General features: G+C 36.8%; 13 protein-coding genes. 8 read left to right on the top strand and 5 right to left on the bottom strand.

Going from position 1 to position 17,346, the window contains the following annotated elements; all coding sequences use genetic code 11:
- Positions 1-15: 15 nt before the first annotated feature.
- The 3 genes from MM214_RS06965 (at position 16) to MM214_RS06975 (ending at position 4,465) form a co-directional block, all read left to right on the top strand.
- On the top strand, positions 16-729 hold the full coding sequence (locus tag MM214_RS06965) for a fatty acid desaturase (RefSeq protein ID WP_241293689.1): 714 nt from the start codon (positions 16-18) through the stop codon (positions 727-729).
- 60 nt (positions 730-789) lie between these two features.
- The gene (locus MM214_RS06970; RefSeq protein WP_241293692.1) at positions 790-3,195 is read left to right on the top strand and encodes a TonB-dependent receptor; all 2,406 of its coding nucleotides are present in this window, start codon (positions 790-792) and stop codon (positions 3,193-3,195) included.
- Positions 3,196-3,322: 127 nt separating this feature from the next.
- Positions 3,323-4,465 carry a BamA/TamA family outer membrane protein gene (locus tag MM214_RS06975; protein WP_241293694.1) on the top strand — a complete coding sequence of 381 codons (1,143 nt, stop codon included), beginning with the start codon at positions 3,323-3,325 and terminating at the stop codon, positions 4,463-4,465.
- 1 nt (position 4,466) lies between these two features.
- On the opposite strand, the gene MM214_RS06980 is transcribed toward MM214_RS06975, so the two are convergent.
- Both MM214_RS06980 and MM214_RS06985 read right to left on the bottom strand, forming a co-directional pair.
- Positions 4,467-6,158 carry a capsule assembly Wzi family protein gene (locus tag MM214_RS06980; RefSeq protein WP_241293696.1) on the bottom strand — a complete coding sequence of 564 codons (1,692 nt, stop codon included), beginning with the start codon at positions 6,156-6,158 and terminating at the stop codon, positions 4,467-4,469.
- 13 nt (positions 6,159-6,171) lie between these two features.
- The gene (locus MM214_RS06985) at positions 6,172-6,834 is read right to left on the bottom strand and encodes a hypothetical protein (RefSeq protein WP_241293699.1); all 663 of its coding nucleotides are present in this window, start codon (positions 6,832-6,834) and stop codon (positions 6,172-6,174) included.
- A gap of 345 nt (positions 6,835-7,179) precedes the next feature.
- Here MM214_RS06985 and wecB point away from each other — a divergent pair, with 345 nt between their 5' ends.
- Positions 7,180-8,289 carry a non-hydrolyzing UDP-N-acetylglucosamine 2-epimerase gene (gene wecB, locus MM214_RS06990; RefSeq protein ID WP_241293702.1) on the top strand — a complete coding sequence of 370 codons (1,110 nt, stop codon included), beginning with the start codon at positions 7,180-7,182 and terminating at the stop codon, positions 8,287-8,289.
- Between the two features lie 25 nt (positions 8,290-8,314).
- Here wecB and MM214_RS06995 read toward each other — a convergent pair whose 3' ends face one another.
- The gene (locus MM214_RS06995; RefSeq protein ID WP_241293704.1) at positions 8,315-8,776 is read right to left on the bottom strand and encodes a GlcG/HbpS family heme-binding protein; all 462 of its coding nucleotides are present in this window, start codon (positions 8,774-8,776) and stop codon (positions 8,315-8,317) included.
- Between the two features lie 160 nt (positions 8,777-8,936).
- On the opposite strand from MM214_RS06995, the gene MM214_RS07000 reads away from it, so the two are divergent.
- Positions 8,937-10,103, top strand: a complete 1,167-nt coding sequence (locus MM214_RS07000; protein WP_241293706.1) for a hypothetical protein — start codon at positions 8,937-8,939, stop codon at positions 10,101-10,103.
- Positions 10,104-10,120: 17 nt separating this feature from the next.
- Here the strand turns inward: MM214_RS07000 and MM214_RS07005 are convergent, their stop codons facing one another.
- Positions 10,121-10,795, bottom strand: coding sequence for a class I SAM-dependent methyltransferase (locus MM214_RS07005; protein WP_241293708.1), 675 nt, complete (start codon positions 10,793-10,795; stop codon positions 10,121-10,123).
- Positions 10,796-10,990: 195 nt separating this feature from the next.
- Here MM214_RS07005 and MM214_RS07010 point away from each other — a divergent pair, with 195 nt between their 5' ends.
- Positions 10,991-12,364 (top strand): exopolysaccharide biosynthesis polyprenyl glycosylphosphotransferase, encoded by a 1,374-nt coding sequence (locus tag MM214_RS07010; protein WP_241293711.1) that lies wholly within the window; start codon positions 10,991-10,993, stop codon positions 12,362-12,364.
- A 116-nt stretch (positions 12,365-12,480) separates the two neighbouring features.
- Here MM214_RS07010 and MM214_RS07015 read toward each other — a convergent pair whose 3' ends face one another.
- Positions 12,481-13,392, bottom strand: a complete 912-nt coding sequence (locus tag MM214_RS07015; protein WP_241293713.1) for a universal stress protein — start codon at positions 13,390-13,392, stop codon at positions 12,481-12,483.
- 108 nt (positions 13,393-13,500) lie between these two features.
- Between MM214_RS07015 and MM214_RS07020 the strand changes: the two genes are divergently transcribed.
- Positions 13,501-14,064, top strand: coding sequence for a 2'-5' RNA ligase family protein (locus tag MM214_RS07020; RefSeq protein ID WP_241293716.1), 564 nt, complete (start codon positions 13,501-13,503; stop codon positions 14,062-14,064).
- A gap of 193 nt (positions 14,065-14,257) precedes the next feature.
- Positions 14,258-17,332 (top strand): SusC/RagA family TonB-linked outer membrane protein, encoded by a 3,075-nt coding sequence (locus MM214_RS07025; protein ID WP_241293719.1) that lies wholly within the window; start codon positions 14,258-14,260, stop codon positions 17,330-17,332.
- The last annotated feature ends 14 nt before the right edge of the window (positions 17,333-17,346 follow it).

The raw sequence follows: 17,346 nt of genomic DNA on the forward strand, positions 1-17,346 counted from the left end.
TTTTAACTCAAGACCGTGTCTATTCCAAAAGTATTTTCAAAAGAGATTGATCCAAAGGGCAGTATTATCGCAATTTTGATAATCTTGCTTTGGAGTATTTCTTTATTTTTCCTGCTTTCGATAGATATCCATTGGGCCAATCCACTAATCTATCTAGGCATATTGATACAAATGCACCTATATACAGGACTCTTTATCACAGCCCACGATGCCATGCATGGTCTGATATCAAAAAACAAGAATACCAACCATGCCATAGGATGGCTTTCCGCTATGCTTTTTTCCTATAATTTCTATTGGAAATTATTCCCAAAACATCACGAACACCATAAGCATGTGGCTACTGAAAAAGACCCTGATTATCATGAATCTGGAAGATTTTTCCCCTGGTACTACAGCTTTATCAAGCAATACGTAAGCATTTGGCAGATTCTATTGATGGCGATTACTTTTAATATTTTGAAAATCTGGATTCCAGTATCTAATTTGGTTCTATTCTGGATGTTGCCAGCTGTACTTGCCACATTCCAATTGTTCTACTTTGGCACATATATTCCTCACATGGGTAAGCCAAACAACATTCACTATTCTTCATCCCAAAGAAAGAATCACGTCTGGGCATTTTTGTCTTGCTATTTCTTTGGGTATCACTTTGAGCATCATGATTCACCGGGGACTCCATGGTGGAGGCTTTGGAGGATCAAGGAACGTCAAAGCATTCAAAATTAATCATGTTTCACAAATAAGTTTTCAATCCTTTCTTTAATTCGTAGCTATATCCAAGAACATATGAAGTATATATTTACTTTGTTTTCAATTTTTGTCTTCAATTCACTACTTTATGCTCAAGGAGGAGTGATCCAGGGTAAGGTTACCAATTCGGTAAACAATGATCCTATTCCATTTGCCAATGTGGTAATTACAGGAAAAGACATAGGTACAGTTTCCAACGAAGATGGCACCTACAGAATTGAAAATCTTGAACCTGGGCTTTATAATGTCAGAGCAAGTTTTGTCGGGTTCAAATCAAAAACAAGTTTTGAAATTCAAGTTACAAAAGCACGTCCAGTACAATTGGATTTTAGGCTAGAAGAAGATGCCGCAGACCTTAATGAAGTCGTGATCAGTGCGGAATTTTCCAGATCAGACGAGACCCCCCTTTCTGTAAGACGACTCAATGCCAATGAAATAGAAAGATATCCAGGAGGCAATAGAGACATCAGTAGGGTAATACAGTCCCTTCCTGGTGTAGCCAGTACAGCGAGCTTTAGAAATGACATCATTATCAGAGGTGGTGCTCCTAATGAGAATAAGTTTTTCATTGATGAAATAGAAGTGCCAGTAATCAATCATTTCGCTACGCAAGGATCTTCTGGGGGACCTGTTGGTATCTTGAATGTGAATTTGATAAAAAACGTAGAAGTAGTCACTGGTGGATTTCCTGCCAATAGAATGAATGCCCTCAGTTCGTTTTTTGAATTTGAACTCAAGGAAGGAAGGCGTGACAAAATGTTTACACAACTGACCGTCGGAGCCAGTGAATTGACCCTTTCCAACGAAGGGCCACTTGGAGAAAAAACTACCTACTTGATATCTGCTAGAAGATCATATTTGCAAGGTCTTTTCAGATTGATAGGACTCCCATTCCTGCCAACTTTCAATGATTTTCAATTCAAAACTACTACAAAATTCAACGATAAGACAGAGCTTACTTTGATAGGAGTGGGTGCGATAGACCAGTTTGCTTTGAACTTTGATGTCCCTAATAATGAAACGGAAGAGGAAAGAGAGGAAAGGTTGTTCCGATTAGATAATCTCCCTATCTCTTCACAATGGAATTATGCAACTGGAGCTAAGCTTAAGCGATTCCGAGACAATGGGTTTTGGACTTTCATTTTGAGCAGGAATATGCTCAATAACAGCGCCTACAAATATGTGAACAACGATGAAAGTTCCCCCCAAAATTTGATTTTTGATTATACATCACAAGAAAGTGAAAATAAATTTAGGGCTGAAAATAGCATCTTTGGAAAGAGATATAGTCTAAAATATGGTGTAAACTATGAGTACGCCAGGTATTTCATCAATAATTTTGATAGAGGTACTTTGTCACAATCTGGTCAAGAGATCAATATTAACAATACCGCCTTTTTCAATAGCTATGGAGCTTTCATCTCAGGTACAAAGACGTCCAAAGATGAGAGGCTTCTGCTGTCAGGAGGGATAAGAATGGATGGAAGTGATTTTGGAAAATCAGCACAAAACCCTCTGAATCAAATCAGCCCAAGACTATCCGTATCCTATCAGCTAAGACCAAATTTGTTTTGGACCGCAAATGCTGGAATATATTATCAAAAACCACCCTACACAGTGCTTGGATTTAGAGATAATGCTGGAGTGCTAGTCAATCAGGAAAATGATGTAAAATTTATAAAATCTAGCCAATTGATTATGGGAATGGAACGTGTCGTTCCCGATAAGAACAGAAGATTTACAATAGAGGCATTTTATAAACACTATGATAACTACCCATCCTCTATAAGAAATGGCATTGCTTTGGCTAATTTGGGAGCTGACTTCGGAGTCATCGGTAACGAGCCAGTCGACTCAAATGCCGAAGGGAGAGCATATGGAATTGAATTCTTGGCACAGCAGCGCTTGTTCAATAATTTCTATGGCATTGCCGCAGTGACCTTAGTTAGAAGCGAATTTACCAATCCCAATACAGTGGGTTTTGTTCCTTCCTCTTGGGACAATAGGTTCATCGTGACCATGACAGCTGGCAGACGTTTTGATAAAAATTGGGAAATAGGAGGAAGGTGGAGATACTTAGGAGGTGCACCCTTTACCCCTTTCGACTTGAATGCTTCTACCTTAAGAAGCAATTGGGATCTACGTGGTGGAGGTATATTGGATTTCAACAATATCAATGGACTTCGTCTCCAGTCTTTTCATCAGCTTGATTTGAGAGTAGATAAAAAATACTTTTTTGATAAATGGAATCTCAATTGGTACTTTGATGTACAAAACGCCTACAATTTCAAAGCACAACAACCTGATGATTTGATTCCAAGCCGACTTGAAGATGGAACCATTAGGATAGATCCAAATGATCCAAGCCGATATTTGATCAGATCAGTGGCTAACAATGCAGGAACCATTCTTCCTACAGTAGGTTTGATTATTGAATTTTGATGCTAACCCAATGTGATCTTTCATAAGTGGAATCCTGTCAGAATTTATCATTCAACAAGTAGTCTGACAGGATGATCTTTGAGAATTATTATTGAAAGGAAGTTCTGATCCATTACCTTTGTTGCCGATGAAGTACATATTGGTAGCAATTTTTATTTTTTTGAGCTTGTCGACTCAAGCTCAAGAGTTTTCAGAACAAGATTCTACAGCCCAGCCTCGATCTATAGTCGATCCACTTTTTGATATTGCTGATGGAATAGTAAATCTTATTTCTGGTGAAAAATGGTCATTTATCCCCGCAGTAGTATATTCTCCTGAAACTAGCCTAGGCCTAGGCGCTAGAGCTATTCGTATTTTCAAAACTCATGAAGATCCATTGGGAAAATTAAGACCTTCTTCCTTGCCCATTACATTTTTGTATACTTTGAACAAACAAGTCATATTTACGACGGAGCTTGAACTTTGGAAAAATGAAAATAGGGATTTCATTCACGCAAGAATTATGCTTGCTGATTATCCATTTAAATTTTACGGTTTAGGAAATGATTTGAATCTAGATGAAGCAGAGTCCTATTCCACAAAATATGCATATGTTCATTTGAATTATGAGCGCCAACTTCTCTCTGGTCTTTACTTTGGGCCGAAATATGAATTCAGAGTGGATGATATATACGATGTTCAGCCAGCTGGGAAATTAGCCACTGGCCAAATAGCCGGATCCAACGGACAAAGAATTTCAGGTCTTGGTTTTGTGATGAATCACGATACAAGAAATAATATATTTCAACCTACACGTGGATGGTATAATAGGCTTTCATGGATGAGCTTTCAGAGAGCACTCGGAAGCAATTTCACCTTTGATCAATACATCCTTGATCTTAGAAAGTATGTAAAAATTTACGAGAGACATGTTTTGGTAGTACAAAGCTTTTGGAGTTTTACTTCAGGAAATCCACCCTTCCAGCATGTTTCCTTGATAGGTGGAAGTGACTTAATGAGGGGATATTTTGAAGGCAGATATAGAGATAGGCATGCAGTCGTCCAGCAAGCAGAATATAGACTTCCAGTACACCGCAATCTAGGACTGGTCGTGTTCGGAAGTGCTGGCCAAGTGGCTGAACAAATAAATCATCTTGAGTGGAAAAGAATGAAATATGGAGCAGGCCTTGGAATAAGGTATAAACTCAGTCCTGAAGGGCTCAATCTAAGAATAGATATTGCCTATGGGGATCAGCGCGCTTTTTATTTTGGACTCAATGAGGTACTCTGAGTTATTTGAGGATATAGGAAACTCCAATCTTTGCCATGATATTCTTTCTGTCATCTCCTGGTACAAAATAAAAATTTGGATCATTTTCCAAATACCACTTATAATTAAATGTGTTGATGTATTGAATGCTTCCCGAAAGTAGTAAATTTTTCACTTTCAAATCTGTAAATAAGCCTGGGACTAGATCCATGTATTTATTTCTCCAATCTTGGGAACCCTCCATTCTAAAGTAGTAGAAATCATTGTTATATACAATTCTTTCAAATTGAAACCCGACGCGATTATATCTTTTCACCCATGCTACTTCCAACCAATTTACATTGGCTGCTGGGCCATAACCCATCCCAAGAACTTGACCTTGGTGCGTGTAGCCATGTCTCACATGATCATGGATATACCAGGTATCCATATTTTGGATACTTTCCCTTATAGCCTGGCCCGATTGGGTCATTTCAGCACTCAGCTGAATGTATTGATCCTGATTTTTCAAACTAAAAAGATTACTGAACCCTAATGTAAAGGCTCTATTTCTTTCGGGTGTGACTATGAATTCATTCAATCTCCTTGAATTTCCATTGGTACCATACTCTCCATAAAATTCGAAATGGCCTCTGGGACTCATCCAACGGAAAAATCCAGAACTAAACTGCTGTCTTTGATCTCTTTTCGGATTCTCGATACTGCTCATTCGCTTTTCTCCATTGAATACAGGAAGATAATCCTTGAATTCATCCATGTCTTCCCTATACATGTGGCTGGTAGAGGCATAGCCGAGAGATAATCCTGGAATCCATACTGGCTGATAGGTCAAAATCAACCCAGACAAATACCTATCTCCATTTTCTCTTTTGGGAATAAAGACATTGTTATTCTGAAAAACATAATCTTGATGAGGTAGCTCGTAATTCGTACTATTCAAATGACCAGCAATAATCTGACCTTCAAAGAACCCAACTTTAGTATCAATAGGTTTTCTTGTATTTGCTGTAAAATGTAAGAATCCAGGGGCATTGTTGCTCATCAGCAAGGATGATCTCCTTCCTGGGCCCCACCAGATATTTTCTGTAGAAATCCCAAATGAATAATCTCCAGGATTTACTCTTATACTTGATTGACCAGGTAGTAGCCTGAAGTAACTTCCAGTACCAAACCTTTCGGGCATATCAATCCTATTGAGGTATTCATAATAATATAAAATAGTAGACTGATGCTCAATAGGAAACCCTATAAAGTCATTATTCTGGGCTATAACAACCTCAGGTTGGATCTGTAAGCTAAAAATCCCATATTTAATAAACGCACCTGCACTCATTAGGGTCTGCAATCCATTGTTTGGAATCATTGCACCATTATTAATTCCAAAAGTCAAATCAGAATTGTACTGATTGAGCATGGTAAAAGGCATCATCAATAAAGTACCTTTATTATTTTTTCCAAATTTCGAATTGAGCAAAGATGTATCGAAATCTTGAAGATCACCATCGAGGTCTAATCCAGTGTAAGTATCAAAAGCTTGGGCTGGATAAAGAGGTCTGATACTAAACGAGCTATGACTATCAATTTCACCAAGAAGCTGTTTTCTTCTCAAGTAGTCTTCTAATCCCAGCGTATTGAAAGGTAAGGTTTGGGCAGTGTTTTCAAATGCAAAAAGAAGCAGTATTAGGAAAACTTTGATAGATAATATATTCTTCATAATGACATTTGAGTTATCTTATATCAAGCACACTAACTTCAATTTTTGCAATAGACCAACTTTCGTCACATTGTGGAACGGGTGCGTTGGTTTGCATCAATTCATCACCCATGGTGATCTTCAGTTCACGCTGACTGTGAGGATAAATCTTCGTTATAGCATATCTTGTAGTACCATTAGGCTGATTAGCGAGAAGACATAATCCAGGCAAGTTAGTCTGAACTGCTCCTTGCTTTGGGAAATTTTGCTTGAAGAATTGGTCCGGATATGATTGTCTCAAACAGTAGGTCGATTCACAGACTGTATTAGAAAAAGTTGTTCTATATACTTCTTGATCATCTAATTTATAATACCAAAAATCTGGCCCAGATACTCCATCGTCCACATTTCCATCCCAAGAATCATGAGCTAATACCTCTATGGTCACTTTCACAGCATTATGAGGTGGTAGATCAGGTATTTTGACCCAGACTTCCTCATTGTGGTAAGCGCCCATAATGGTATCATTTTGAAAAATAAAAAGCCTAGAATTGTCAAAGTTCGTCAAATCAAGCTGCCCAAAATTATTGGAATATACCATGAGCTCACTTCTCAACCTATCTTCACATGAGCTTATCGTACTTATGAGAAAAAAGCAGAGTAGATAAAAAGAAATTTTTTTTAAAATTTGACGCATCAATCTAAACAGGTTTAAGCTAGCCTATATCTATATTATTCTCTTCAACACACAAATAAACGAAATAAAACCACAAAATGTCTTATTGTTTTGGAGTTATGAATCGATTTTACATTGGCTCAGCATAAAATAATGTCTAATTTAGCTTTTCAAAAAATATGTATTTCCGCAAAGAAACCAGTATTCAAGTCATATTTGGGCTTTCAAGATCCAGATATTGATTGATACTGGATCCGCCTAGGTGGACAAGTTACTAGTGGATACTAATCCCGAAGTAATCTATTATTTGAATGGAATACTTCTTCTTGTATAAAAACGGACATACATATCAAATAATTATCAAATATGGCTTTAATCACTTTGGTAGCTGGAGCGAGACCTAATTTTATGAAAATAGCTCCTATAATTCATCAACTTTTGGCGTGCAAGGATTCATATCCGAACTTAAGCTATCGCTTAGTACATACTGGTCAGCATTATGATCAAAAAATGTCCGGTGACTTTTTTGAACAACTCCATATTCCTTCTCCAGATATAAATCTAGGTGCAGGTGGAGGATCGCAAGCCGAACAGACAGCTGCTGTGATGCTTGCATTTGAAAAAGAATTGCTTGCGCATAGACCCGATCTGGTAATCGTAGTGGGTGATGTGACTTCTACTTTGGCTTGTACAATCACTGCCAAAAAGCTGCTTATTGATGTAGCCCATGTGGAGGGAGGCATTAGATCTGGTGACATGACTATGCCTGAAGAGATCAATCGTATCGTGACAGATAGTATTACAGATCATTTTTTTACCACGTCCAAGTTGGCCAGTGACAATTTATCTTCTTATGGTGTTTCTGAGGAAAGAATTCACTTTGTGGGTAATACCATGATTGATACATTGATCACACATAGGCCTAGATTTACCAAGCCATCTGGAGAGGTATTTGAAAGGTTAGAAAAAGGCAAATATTTTGTCTTGACTATGCACAGGCCGGCGAATGTAGATCAGCAAGAGAAATTGAAAGCAATGATTGAGGCAATCATCAATGGAACTGAGGGGCTGCCGGTAATATTCCCTGTTCATCCTAGGACTTCTTCCAGTATGAAAGAAACGGGGATTTCTTACCCAAGCTTATATCTGGTCGATCCTTTGGGCTATTTGGAATTCAATTATTTGGTGGAAAATGCCTTTGCTGTCATTACAGATTCTGGAGGTATCACTGAAGAAGCCTCTGTAATGAATGTCCCTTGCATGACTTTAAGGGACAATACCGAAAGACCCGAAACAATCACTCTGGGCACTAATGAGCTTGTAGGGACCAATCCAGATAACCTAAGACCATATTTACAGAAATTGATGAAAGGGGAGTGGAAATCTTATCAAGGCATTCCTCTTTGGGATGGTAATGCTGCAAAGAGAATCGTCAATAAGATTATTGAGTTGTATTTGACGAGAAGAAATCATTAACAAGTTGACTTCATCGGGTTAATATTTAATTCAAACTCACTGCTTTCAAGGCAGCCTCAGCTATAATACCATCTTGTACAGAAGTTACCCCTGATATTCCGATAGCACCAATGATATGCTCATCTTTGAATATTGGCAGACCTCCCTCTACAGCTGTGATAGGCATTGTGTTCAAATGTACAGCACCACCCTTTATCATGTCTTCAAAGACTTTTGTTGGTCTTTTGAACTCAAAAGCAGTTTTGGCTTTGAGTTGTGCCACTTCAATACTACCGATTTGAGTACCATCCATTTTCTTAAGTAAAATAAGATTGCCTCCTTGATCCAAAATAGTAATGACCACATTCCAGTTCTCTGAAGTCGCTTTTTCCTGAGCAGCATCTGCGATTTTGTTTGCAAGTTCAAGGTTTAGGACTGGTTGACTTTGAGCAATTGCAATATGTGCAGTCAAAATCATAACTAATAAAGCGGTAAGAAAATGTCTCATTTTATTGATTTTTAAGTTCTACATGCTAAAATCCGAATTTTCTCTCCAAGCTCCCAGCCTTTTGTATTTAAATTCTTTTTCATTGAATGATTTCAATTTTTTTTAATTTAAATTTTCTTTCAACTAAAAGACATTTTATATTGTGGGAAACTTTATCCTTATGAGAAATTATATATACTTAGTTCTTTTGTTGTCCGTCTGGTTATCCTGCAATCCAAAGCATGAAAATTCCGATATAAACAAGGAGTTTTTATTTGTAAAAGTCGACTCACTCGTTATCGATATCCTAGATCCTGTCAAAATTGTAGATTATCATCCAGGTAAAGAAATATACCTTGCAGTGAAATTTCCGAGCATGGAAGGACATTATTATATATTGGACAAAGAAGGAAAAATTTTAGCTGAAAATGAGCTCTCTGAAGGCCCAGATGCATTTGGTTTGGTATTGATTCGTGGGGGATTTGTAGGAGATGAAATCCTCATGGTAAGTGAGGGGCACTCCTATGTATATGATCTCAATCTGAAGCAATTGAGAAAGTATCCCTTTCAGCAGGGTGTCAGGTTCAGGTTGGTTCATTACAATAGAGATAACCTAAGCACTTTTCAATCTTCAGACGGAACTATAAAAGCCCTCGTCAATATAAATGATGGCTACCTACAGCCATATCCCGAAGATTACTATGACACCTTAAATCTTGTCCATCTGATGGACATTCAGTCTGGAAATATTTCGAAAGGAGGCACCTTTGACGAAAGTAGTATGTTCAGATCAGGTAGATTTTTCCCTTTTATGGATAAGCCTGTATATTTTTCAGATCCTCAGTCTAGTTACATATCCATGATCGCCTTCGGTGATTCTATTTTATATCAAATAGACCCCAAGGAAGACTTCAAAACTGTCAACAAAATATTCATGGAAAGAATCGGAAGTGATAAAATGATTGATATACCTATGAGTGATGCTTCTTACGCGACAGTTCGAGAACACAGAGGAGAGAATTTCAAGATGGGGGGAATGTTTGACGGGATAGTAGGACAAGGGGATGAATTATTGGTGGCATATAGAACAGGTATCAATCCAAATTTAAAATACGAGGGTGAGGATGAATCCTTGAGACAAATTGAAGAGGAATCAAGGAAAAGGTATTATTACTATATCAAAGATGGCAAAAGGGTAGGGAAACCCATACTCTGGGATAATCCAGGAAGTCTATTGATCAACGTGGGAAACAATCGCTACTTACAATATGGCGACCAAGGAGATCTTCATGAATATGAAAAAGACTATCAGTGCTATTATATCTATGAGTTGAGTGAGAAACAATAAAAGTTTAAATCGATTTATTATAAGTTATGTGCGACAAATGATTTAGACAACCCCAAAAACTTCTCCTTATAGATTGTTGCATTTGGAAAAAGAGACTTATAGTCTGCCAAAGATAATAAGCGAATTTCTTCCAAATATTGCTTTGCAAAACCTTGGTCCCATCGATGCATTCTACTAATCTTTGTTTTAGTTAGTAGAAAGAACATAAGTCTTCTGGGTAAAAACTGTCCAAAAGGCAAAGCGTAATGTGCTTCAATAGGAAAATATTTGTTAGGGGTTTGGATGAAAAATTTTTTACCTACTCTCATACATTCATTAGCCATTTTCCTTTGGTTTTCAAAAGTGTACAAATGTTCAATTACTGAATTAGAAAAAACAAGGTCAAATGTATCCGTTTCAAATTCAGATAAATCAGTTGCATTTCCTTTAATAGCCTTCAGATTAGGATGATCAACATCCTTTGCCTCCAAGTTCAATAAGGTAATCTCTACTTGGAATTTATCGAGAAAAGCCTTGTCTTTCCAAAAATGCTCCTCACCTCCTACGTCTAGAATTTTTATACATGATCCTCTATTGAAATTTTGTTCAATGAGTTTTTCAAATACAAAAAATCGCCTACTTCTGAACATACTTCCGATAGATTGTGGATTGTCTGAAGAGTCTAGTAAATGTTTAATTTTTTTATGGATCATAAGATGCTGAATATGCAACTAAAATTATACTTTAATTTAAAATTAATTGTTGGTAAATTACGTTTGCTTTGTAAATCTTTTTATAATTTTACACACAATTAATTTATTTGATTGAAGAATTTACAGAATATCAAAAGTTTTAAAACTTATCTACCTTGAATTTACGTAAATATCACGGTTGATTAATCGATTTTTATGAAAAGACGTTTTCACAAATATTTTCCATGGCTTTTCGTTGTTGGTGACTTATTTGTATTGCTGATAGGGCTCACTCTCGTCATTAGCTTATTTCGGTATTTTATAGGTTATCCAGAAGTTACAGCAAAGCTTTATGGCTACTTTGTGTTTTTCTGGATGGTAATCTCAGTAGGTCGAAAGGATTACAAAATCAGCAGAACATCAGAGATTGGATACACCTTAAAACAAATCCCAGAATCATTGGTATGGTTAGTTGGTTTGATGTCCATATTTTGGATTCCAAGCCAAGAACATCCGCTTGGTGTGTTTTTCCTTGCAGGAGTAGCCATTACTTTGGTTATATTTCTGAGTGTTTATAGGGTTGGAGTTCACTTGTCACTCAAGCATTATAGAGCATTAGGAAAAAATTATAGAAATGCTGTAATCCTAGGAAGGACTCGTTCCAGTTCAAAACTTGCGAGGGTATTCAATCAGAGGAGAGATTTTGGTATTAATTTCTTGGGTTTTTATGACAATGATGATACAGACCAAATCAATTCAAGAGGTCAAGTGTCAAAATTTTTCGAAGAAATAGATAATCTTGATTTAGATCTTATTTATTTGAGTGAAGGCTTGGATGCGCATGTCATGAAACAAGTGATGAATTATGCCGATGAGCGTTACTTGAAAGTGAAAGTGATTCCACATGGCAATCTACAATTAGAGAAGAATTTATCATTTTCGAAGTATGGTGAGTTTTTTGTTATCAATGTCAACGAAATTCCCCTTGACGGCTTGTTGAACCGGGTTTTGAAAAGATCATTTGACATTGTATTCTCCCTATTCGTGACAGTTTTTATCTTAAGTTGGATGATACCATTGGTAGGTATTCTTATCAAAATGGAATCGAAGGGTCCCGTCTTCTTCATACAAGATAGAAATGGGGTAAACAATGAGGTTTTTCGTTGTTTGAAATTTCGATCTATGACACCCAATGACTACGCAGATACCAAGCAAGCTACCAAAAATGACCCTAGGGTAACAAAAATTGGAGCATTTTTGAGAAAGACATCTTTGGATGAAATGCCTCAATTCTTGAATGTCCTATTTGGAGATATGTCTATAGTAGGTCCTAGACCTCACACTATTCCGATGAATCGTAACTTTCAGCTTCAAGTGGAAAAGTATAATTCAAGACACAAGATAAAGCCAGGTATTACAGGTTTAGCTCAAGTAAGAGGCTATAGGGGAGAGATTGAGAACCTAAGACAAATCAGATCAAGAGTAAGGCTAGATTCTTTTTATATTCAAAACTGGTCTATCTGGATGGATTTAAGTATTTGCTTTAGAACCATTGGGGAGTTAGCATTCAATAGAGAAAACGCTTATTAGTATATTTCACATTCCAAAAATTGTTTTCCTCACCTGGAAAAAGTTATTGTTATAATTGAAACACCTTGTAGGAGATTTCAAAAACTCCCACAAGGTGTTTTTTAATTGGATAGAAATTAGATTTCTGAAAGTGCTGCCAAGAAACTCATCGTCTCGCCTTTTTTCTTGAATATAAGCATTGGAATTTCATTATTGACTTGTACCAGTTTTTCAGCAGTACTGCCTAAGAGTATAGCTGCTGAATTGGTTCTTCCCCTGCTTCCTAATAGAATCAAGCTTGCATTTTTTTCCTTCGCTATTTTCAAAATATGCTTCCCATCATTGCCATTATCTTTGACTATAGCATCACATACAAAGGATTTCATATCATGTTTTCGAATAAAGGTTTCAAAATCTTTCTGAACATTGGAAGATAAGATTTCAGCAAATTCTGAATGGCTTTTGCCAGTTTTATAATATCCTATCGGAATCTCAAATAGATGTACGCCTATGATTTCAGAACCTACTTCTTCATTAAATCTTTCTGCAAGTTTTATACAAAGTACAGAATGTGAGGAGAAGTCCATAGGAACCAAAATCCTTTCCAAAGCTGGTTGATCACCCGCTTCTGTGATAAAAAGAACTGAGCATGGAGCCTTTTGAGCCATATTTTTGGCCAATGATCCACTACCAGGCAATTCATCCTTTCTCCCCATGACAATCAGATCAACATCTTTAATTTTCGCTTGCCTAAGAAAGCTTTCAAATGGGCTTCCTTCAATCACCAAAACTTCATACTCAATCGCACCATCTAGCTTGGATTTTGAAATAGTAGATTCGATATCAGCCTTGATACTTTCATCTACTGGCGCTAACAAATCAGGATAGCTTTTCTTTATGGATTCAGGAATAGACAAATCCTTTGACACATGTACAAAATAAATTTTCTCGATACCGAGTGCATTTGTGAGAGCTGAAATCTTTTGGAGAAGGATCAAATCCATATCGGACAAATCCAGCCCAACCAATACTTTCTGAAATTTTGTCATTATAAGTGTCTTCTAAAGTTTTTGCAAATATTTACAAGTGGATCTTTCACTTAGATTATTTTACCAATTTCGCCTTTATCACTCCCTTTTCCAATATATTTGTGTCAAATGGCTAAAATTATTGGTAAATATTTTATTGCATGGATTCCTTCATCAGAGGTCATAGCAAAGGTAGATTCTATAAAAAATTCCTTGAAAGATAATTTCGGCTTGAAGTATGCGCTGAAATCTCCACCTCACATTACCCTCAAAATGCCTTTTAGTTGGAATGAAGCAAAAGAGCATTTACTAATTCAAAATCTTCAAAAATTTCTGAGCCACGAAAATGACTTTACTTTAGACTTAGATGGTTTTGGTAAATTTGGTAAAAGAGTAATATTTATCAAAGTATCCAGAAGTGAAGAATTGGTGCAATTACAGTCCCGACTTGTTCAACATTGCAAACAAGAATTGAAACTAGTAAAAGAACTAAGCGATTCAAATTACCATCCTCATATGACTATCGCATTCAAAGATTTGAAAACAAGAGCTTTTGAAGAATATTGGAATTATGTTTGTAAGTTAACCTTTTGTCAACAAAATCAGACCGGGAAAATAGTACTTTTAAAAAAAATTGAAAATAGTTGGTCTTTTTTTGAGAACTTAAAAAGTCAAGATACTTTAATTTTATAAAACGTAATTCCAAAATTTATTAATTAGAAATATATTATTTTTTAAAAAAAAAAATAAAATTTTGCTATGCGTTAAATTGAATGCATATTATTATTTCTTTAGGTATAGTACTCACTAATTTTTGCTTGATTTTATTAAAAAAATAATACAATATTGTGATGGTAATATGTTAAAAAACCTAAAAAATTACTTTATGAAAAAAGTTTTACTCAGCTTATGTTTGGCTGTTTTGACAGTACTCTCCGTGTCAGCTCAAAGTCGAACTGTAACTGGAAAGGTATCATCAGCAGAAGATCCTGATGGAATACCAGGAGTGAATGTTCGTGTAAAAGGCACGACAGTCGGCGCTATTTCAGATATTGATGGTAGCTATTCGATCTCTGTACCTGAAGGAGCAAATACGTTAGTGTTTAGCTTTGTGGGTTTCATGACTAAAGAGATGGCTATCGGAAACAATTCTCGAATAGATGTAGTCATCGAACCAGATGTAAAAACCCTAAGTGAGGTTGTCGTAGTTGGATACGGTACACAGGAAAGAAGAGATGTAACTGGATCTGTAACATCAATAAAAAATGATGCGATAGAAAATTTGGTTGCCCCTTCTTTTGATACACAATTGGCAGGTAGAGCTCCTGGTGTACAGGTCACAGTACCTTCAGGTATCATTGGAGCAAGACCAATTATCAGAATTAGAGGAGTGAACTCTATATCTGGATCAGCAAGCCCTCTAATTGTAATTGATGGAGTTCCAGTAGTAGATTCTGATAGATCAAGCTCAGTTTCTGCTAACCCACTCTCCAATATCAATCCAGCTGATATAGAATCATTCGAAGTATTGAAAGATGGTTCTGCATCCGCAATCTATGGATCAAGAGCTGCAAATGGTGTAATTTTGATTACAACTAAAAGAGGACGCTCAGGTAAAGCACAGGTAAACTATGCCGCCTCTACAGGTTTCAATGAGCCAGTCAATAGATTTGACTTGTTGACTGGTGACGAGTTTGTTGAGATTGCAAATGAAAAAAGAGCTAACTTAAACCAATCATTACTTGCAAACCCTGGAGTAAATACGGATTGGCAAGATGCTGTATTGAGAAGAGGGGTGACACACCAGCACAACCTATCTGTGGCAGGTGGTTCTGATAATACTAAGTATTTCTTTTCAGCAGGTTTTACAGAACAAGAGTCTGCAATCAAAAGTAATGACTTGAAAAGATATGCTTTTAGGTCAAACTTAGACCATGCTATTTCAAAAAGCTTAAGATTGGGTAAGAGCTTATCCTATACTTACACTGAAATCGTTGGTCTAAACAATGGTGGTAGTTCGCTTTCTGGTGCAATTTATAATGCTACTAGAGCCCTGCCAAACGTACCAATCTTTGACCCAGAAAACACAGCATTTGGAGGATACAATATCACTGCAAATGGAGCGACAACTGGATTTGGAGCAAACCTAGCAGGTCCAGACAATAATATCCCAAACATTGCTTACGTTTTGGATAAGAATGTATACAGAAATAGAAATCACAGAATATTAGGTAATGCATATGCTGAGCTTGATATTGTTCAAGGACTTACTGCAAGAACTCAAATAGGTGTCGATTTGACCATGTCAGATGATTTCACTTCGCTGGATCCTAGACATGGAGACGGTAGAAGTGCCAATGGCTCAGTAACAATGAGGTATAACCCAGTTTTCAGATGGAACTGGCAAAATACTTTAAACTACCAAACTGTAATTGGTGATGATCATAATATCAACATCACTGCTGGTGTAGAATATCAATATACTAACTTCTACAACTTTACAGCATCTGGTACAGACTTCTCTGATGAGTTTTTCCGATTCAACAACTTGATCACTGGTTCATACAACAATCAGTTCTCTAGTGGTGGATTTTCAGAACAAGGATTTGATTCTTATTTTGGAAGAATTAATTATAACTACAAGGGTAAGTATTTACTTTCCTTTACAGTAAGAAACGATGGAATCTCTCAATTATCTCCAGAGAATAGATGGGGTTCATTCCCAGGTGGATCTATTGGGTGGAGAGTTTCAGATGAAGAATTCTTCAATAGCAGCATCATTTCTGATCTAAAACTAAGAGCATCTTATGCAGAGGTTGGTAATATAGGATTGCCTGGTGGCTCATTCCCATATGCAGGGGGATTTGGTCCAGTATTGGCAGCAGCAGGAGCGGGTATAGGCTACTCCAACGTAGCAAACATGGCATTACAATGGGAGACTTCTAAGAAGACTAACTTAGGTCTAGATATGACTATAGGTAATGTAACTATTTCTGCTGACTATTTCTACAACAATATAGATGGAATGGTGTTAGATGCTCCAACTGCTCCTTCTCTTGGAGTACCAGGCAACACTATAAGTCAAAACGTCGGTGTGATGTTTAACCAAGGTGTGGAATTAAGATTGATGACCAATGTGATCCAGAAAGGTGATTTTGTTTGGAATACTGATTTCAACTTTACTTATGTAAAAAATGAAGTAACAAACTTGGTTAGCCCATTAACTGGAACATGGAACAGGACTGTAGAAGGTGGCCCAATAGGTCAACTGTATGGTTTCACATGGGCTGGAGTTAACCCTGCAAATGGTAATGCAATGTACTTCAGTGGAGATAATATTGTACAACTTCAAGGCGCAAGTAGCTGGAGATTATATGATCCAGAAAATCCATCAGATGTATCTCAAGCAGGAACTCCTCCTACTCAAGCATTTCTTGGTAACACACTTCCTAAGTATCAAGGTGGATGGTCTAACAACTTTACATATGGTAACTGGGATGCTGAAATCTTCATCAGATACTCAGGCGGAAATTATATTATGAATGAAACAAGAAGGGGACTTTTGGGGCTTGGATTCTCTAACAACGGAAGAGAAATCTTAGAAAGATGGACTGAAAGTGGTCAAGTTACTGAAGTACCTAGGCTATACTCAGGTCGTGACTCAAATACTTGGCAGACATCAGCAGCCAATTCTAGATTTGTAGAGCGTGGAGATTTTGTAAGAATCCAAAATATTGTTATTGGATATAAAGTTCCAAGAACTTTCCTTGAAAACACATTCAATGGCAACATCAGAACAGCTAGATTCTTTGCTCAGGTTCAAAATCCATTGATTTTCACAAGCTATACTGGCTTAGACCCAGAGTCTAATAGCTCTTCTAATCAATTATCCTTTGGTATAGATCAGAATGTAGCGCCTATTATTAGAACTTGGTCAGTAGGTCTAAATGTAGGATTTTAATTTGAATAACTTAA

Source organism: Belliella kenyensis, assembly GCF_022549675.1.
Classification (GTDB): domain Bacteria; phylum Bacteroidota; class Bacteroidia; order Cytophagales; family Cyclobacteriaceae; genus Belliella; species Belliella kenyensis.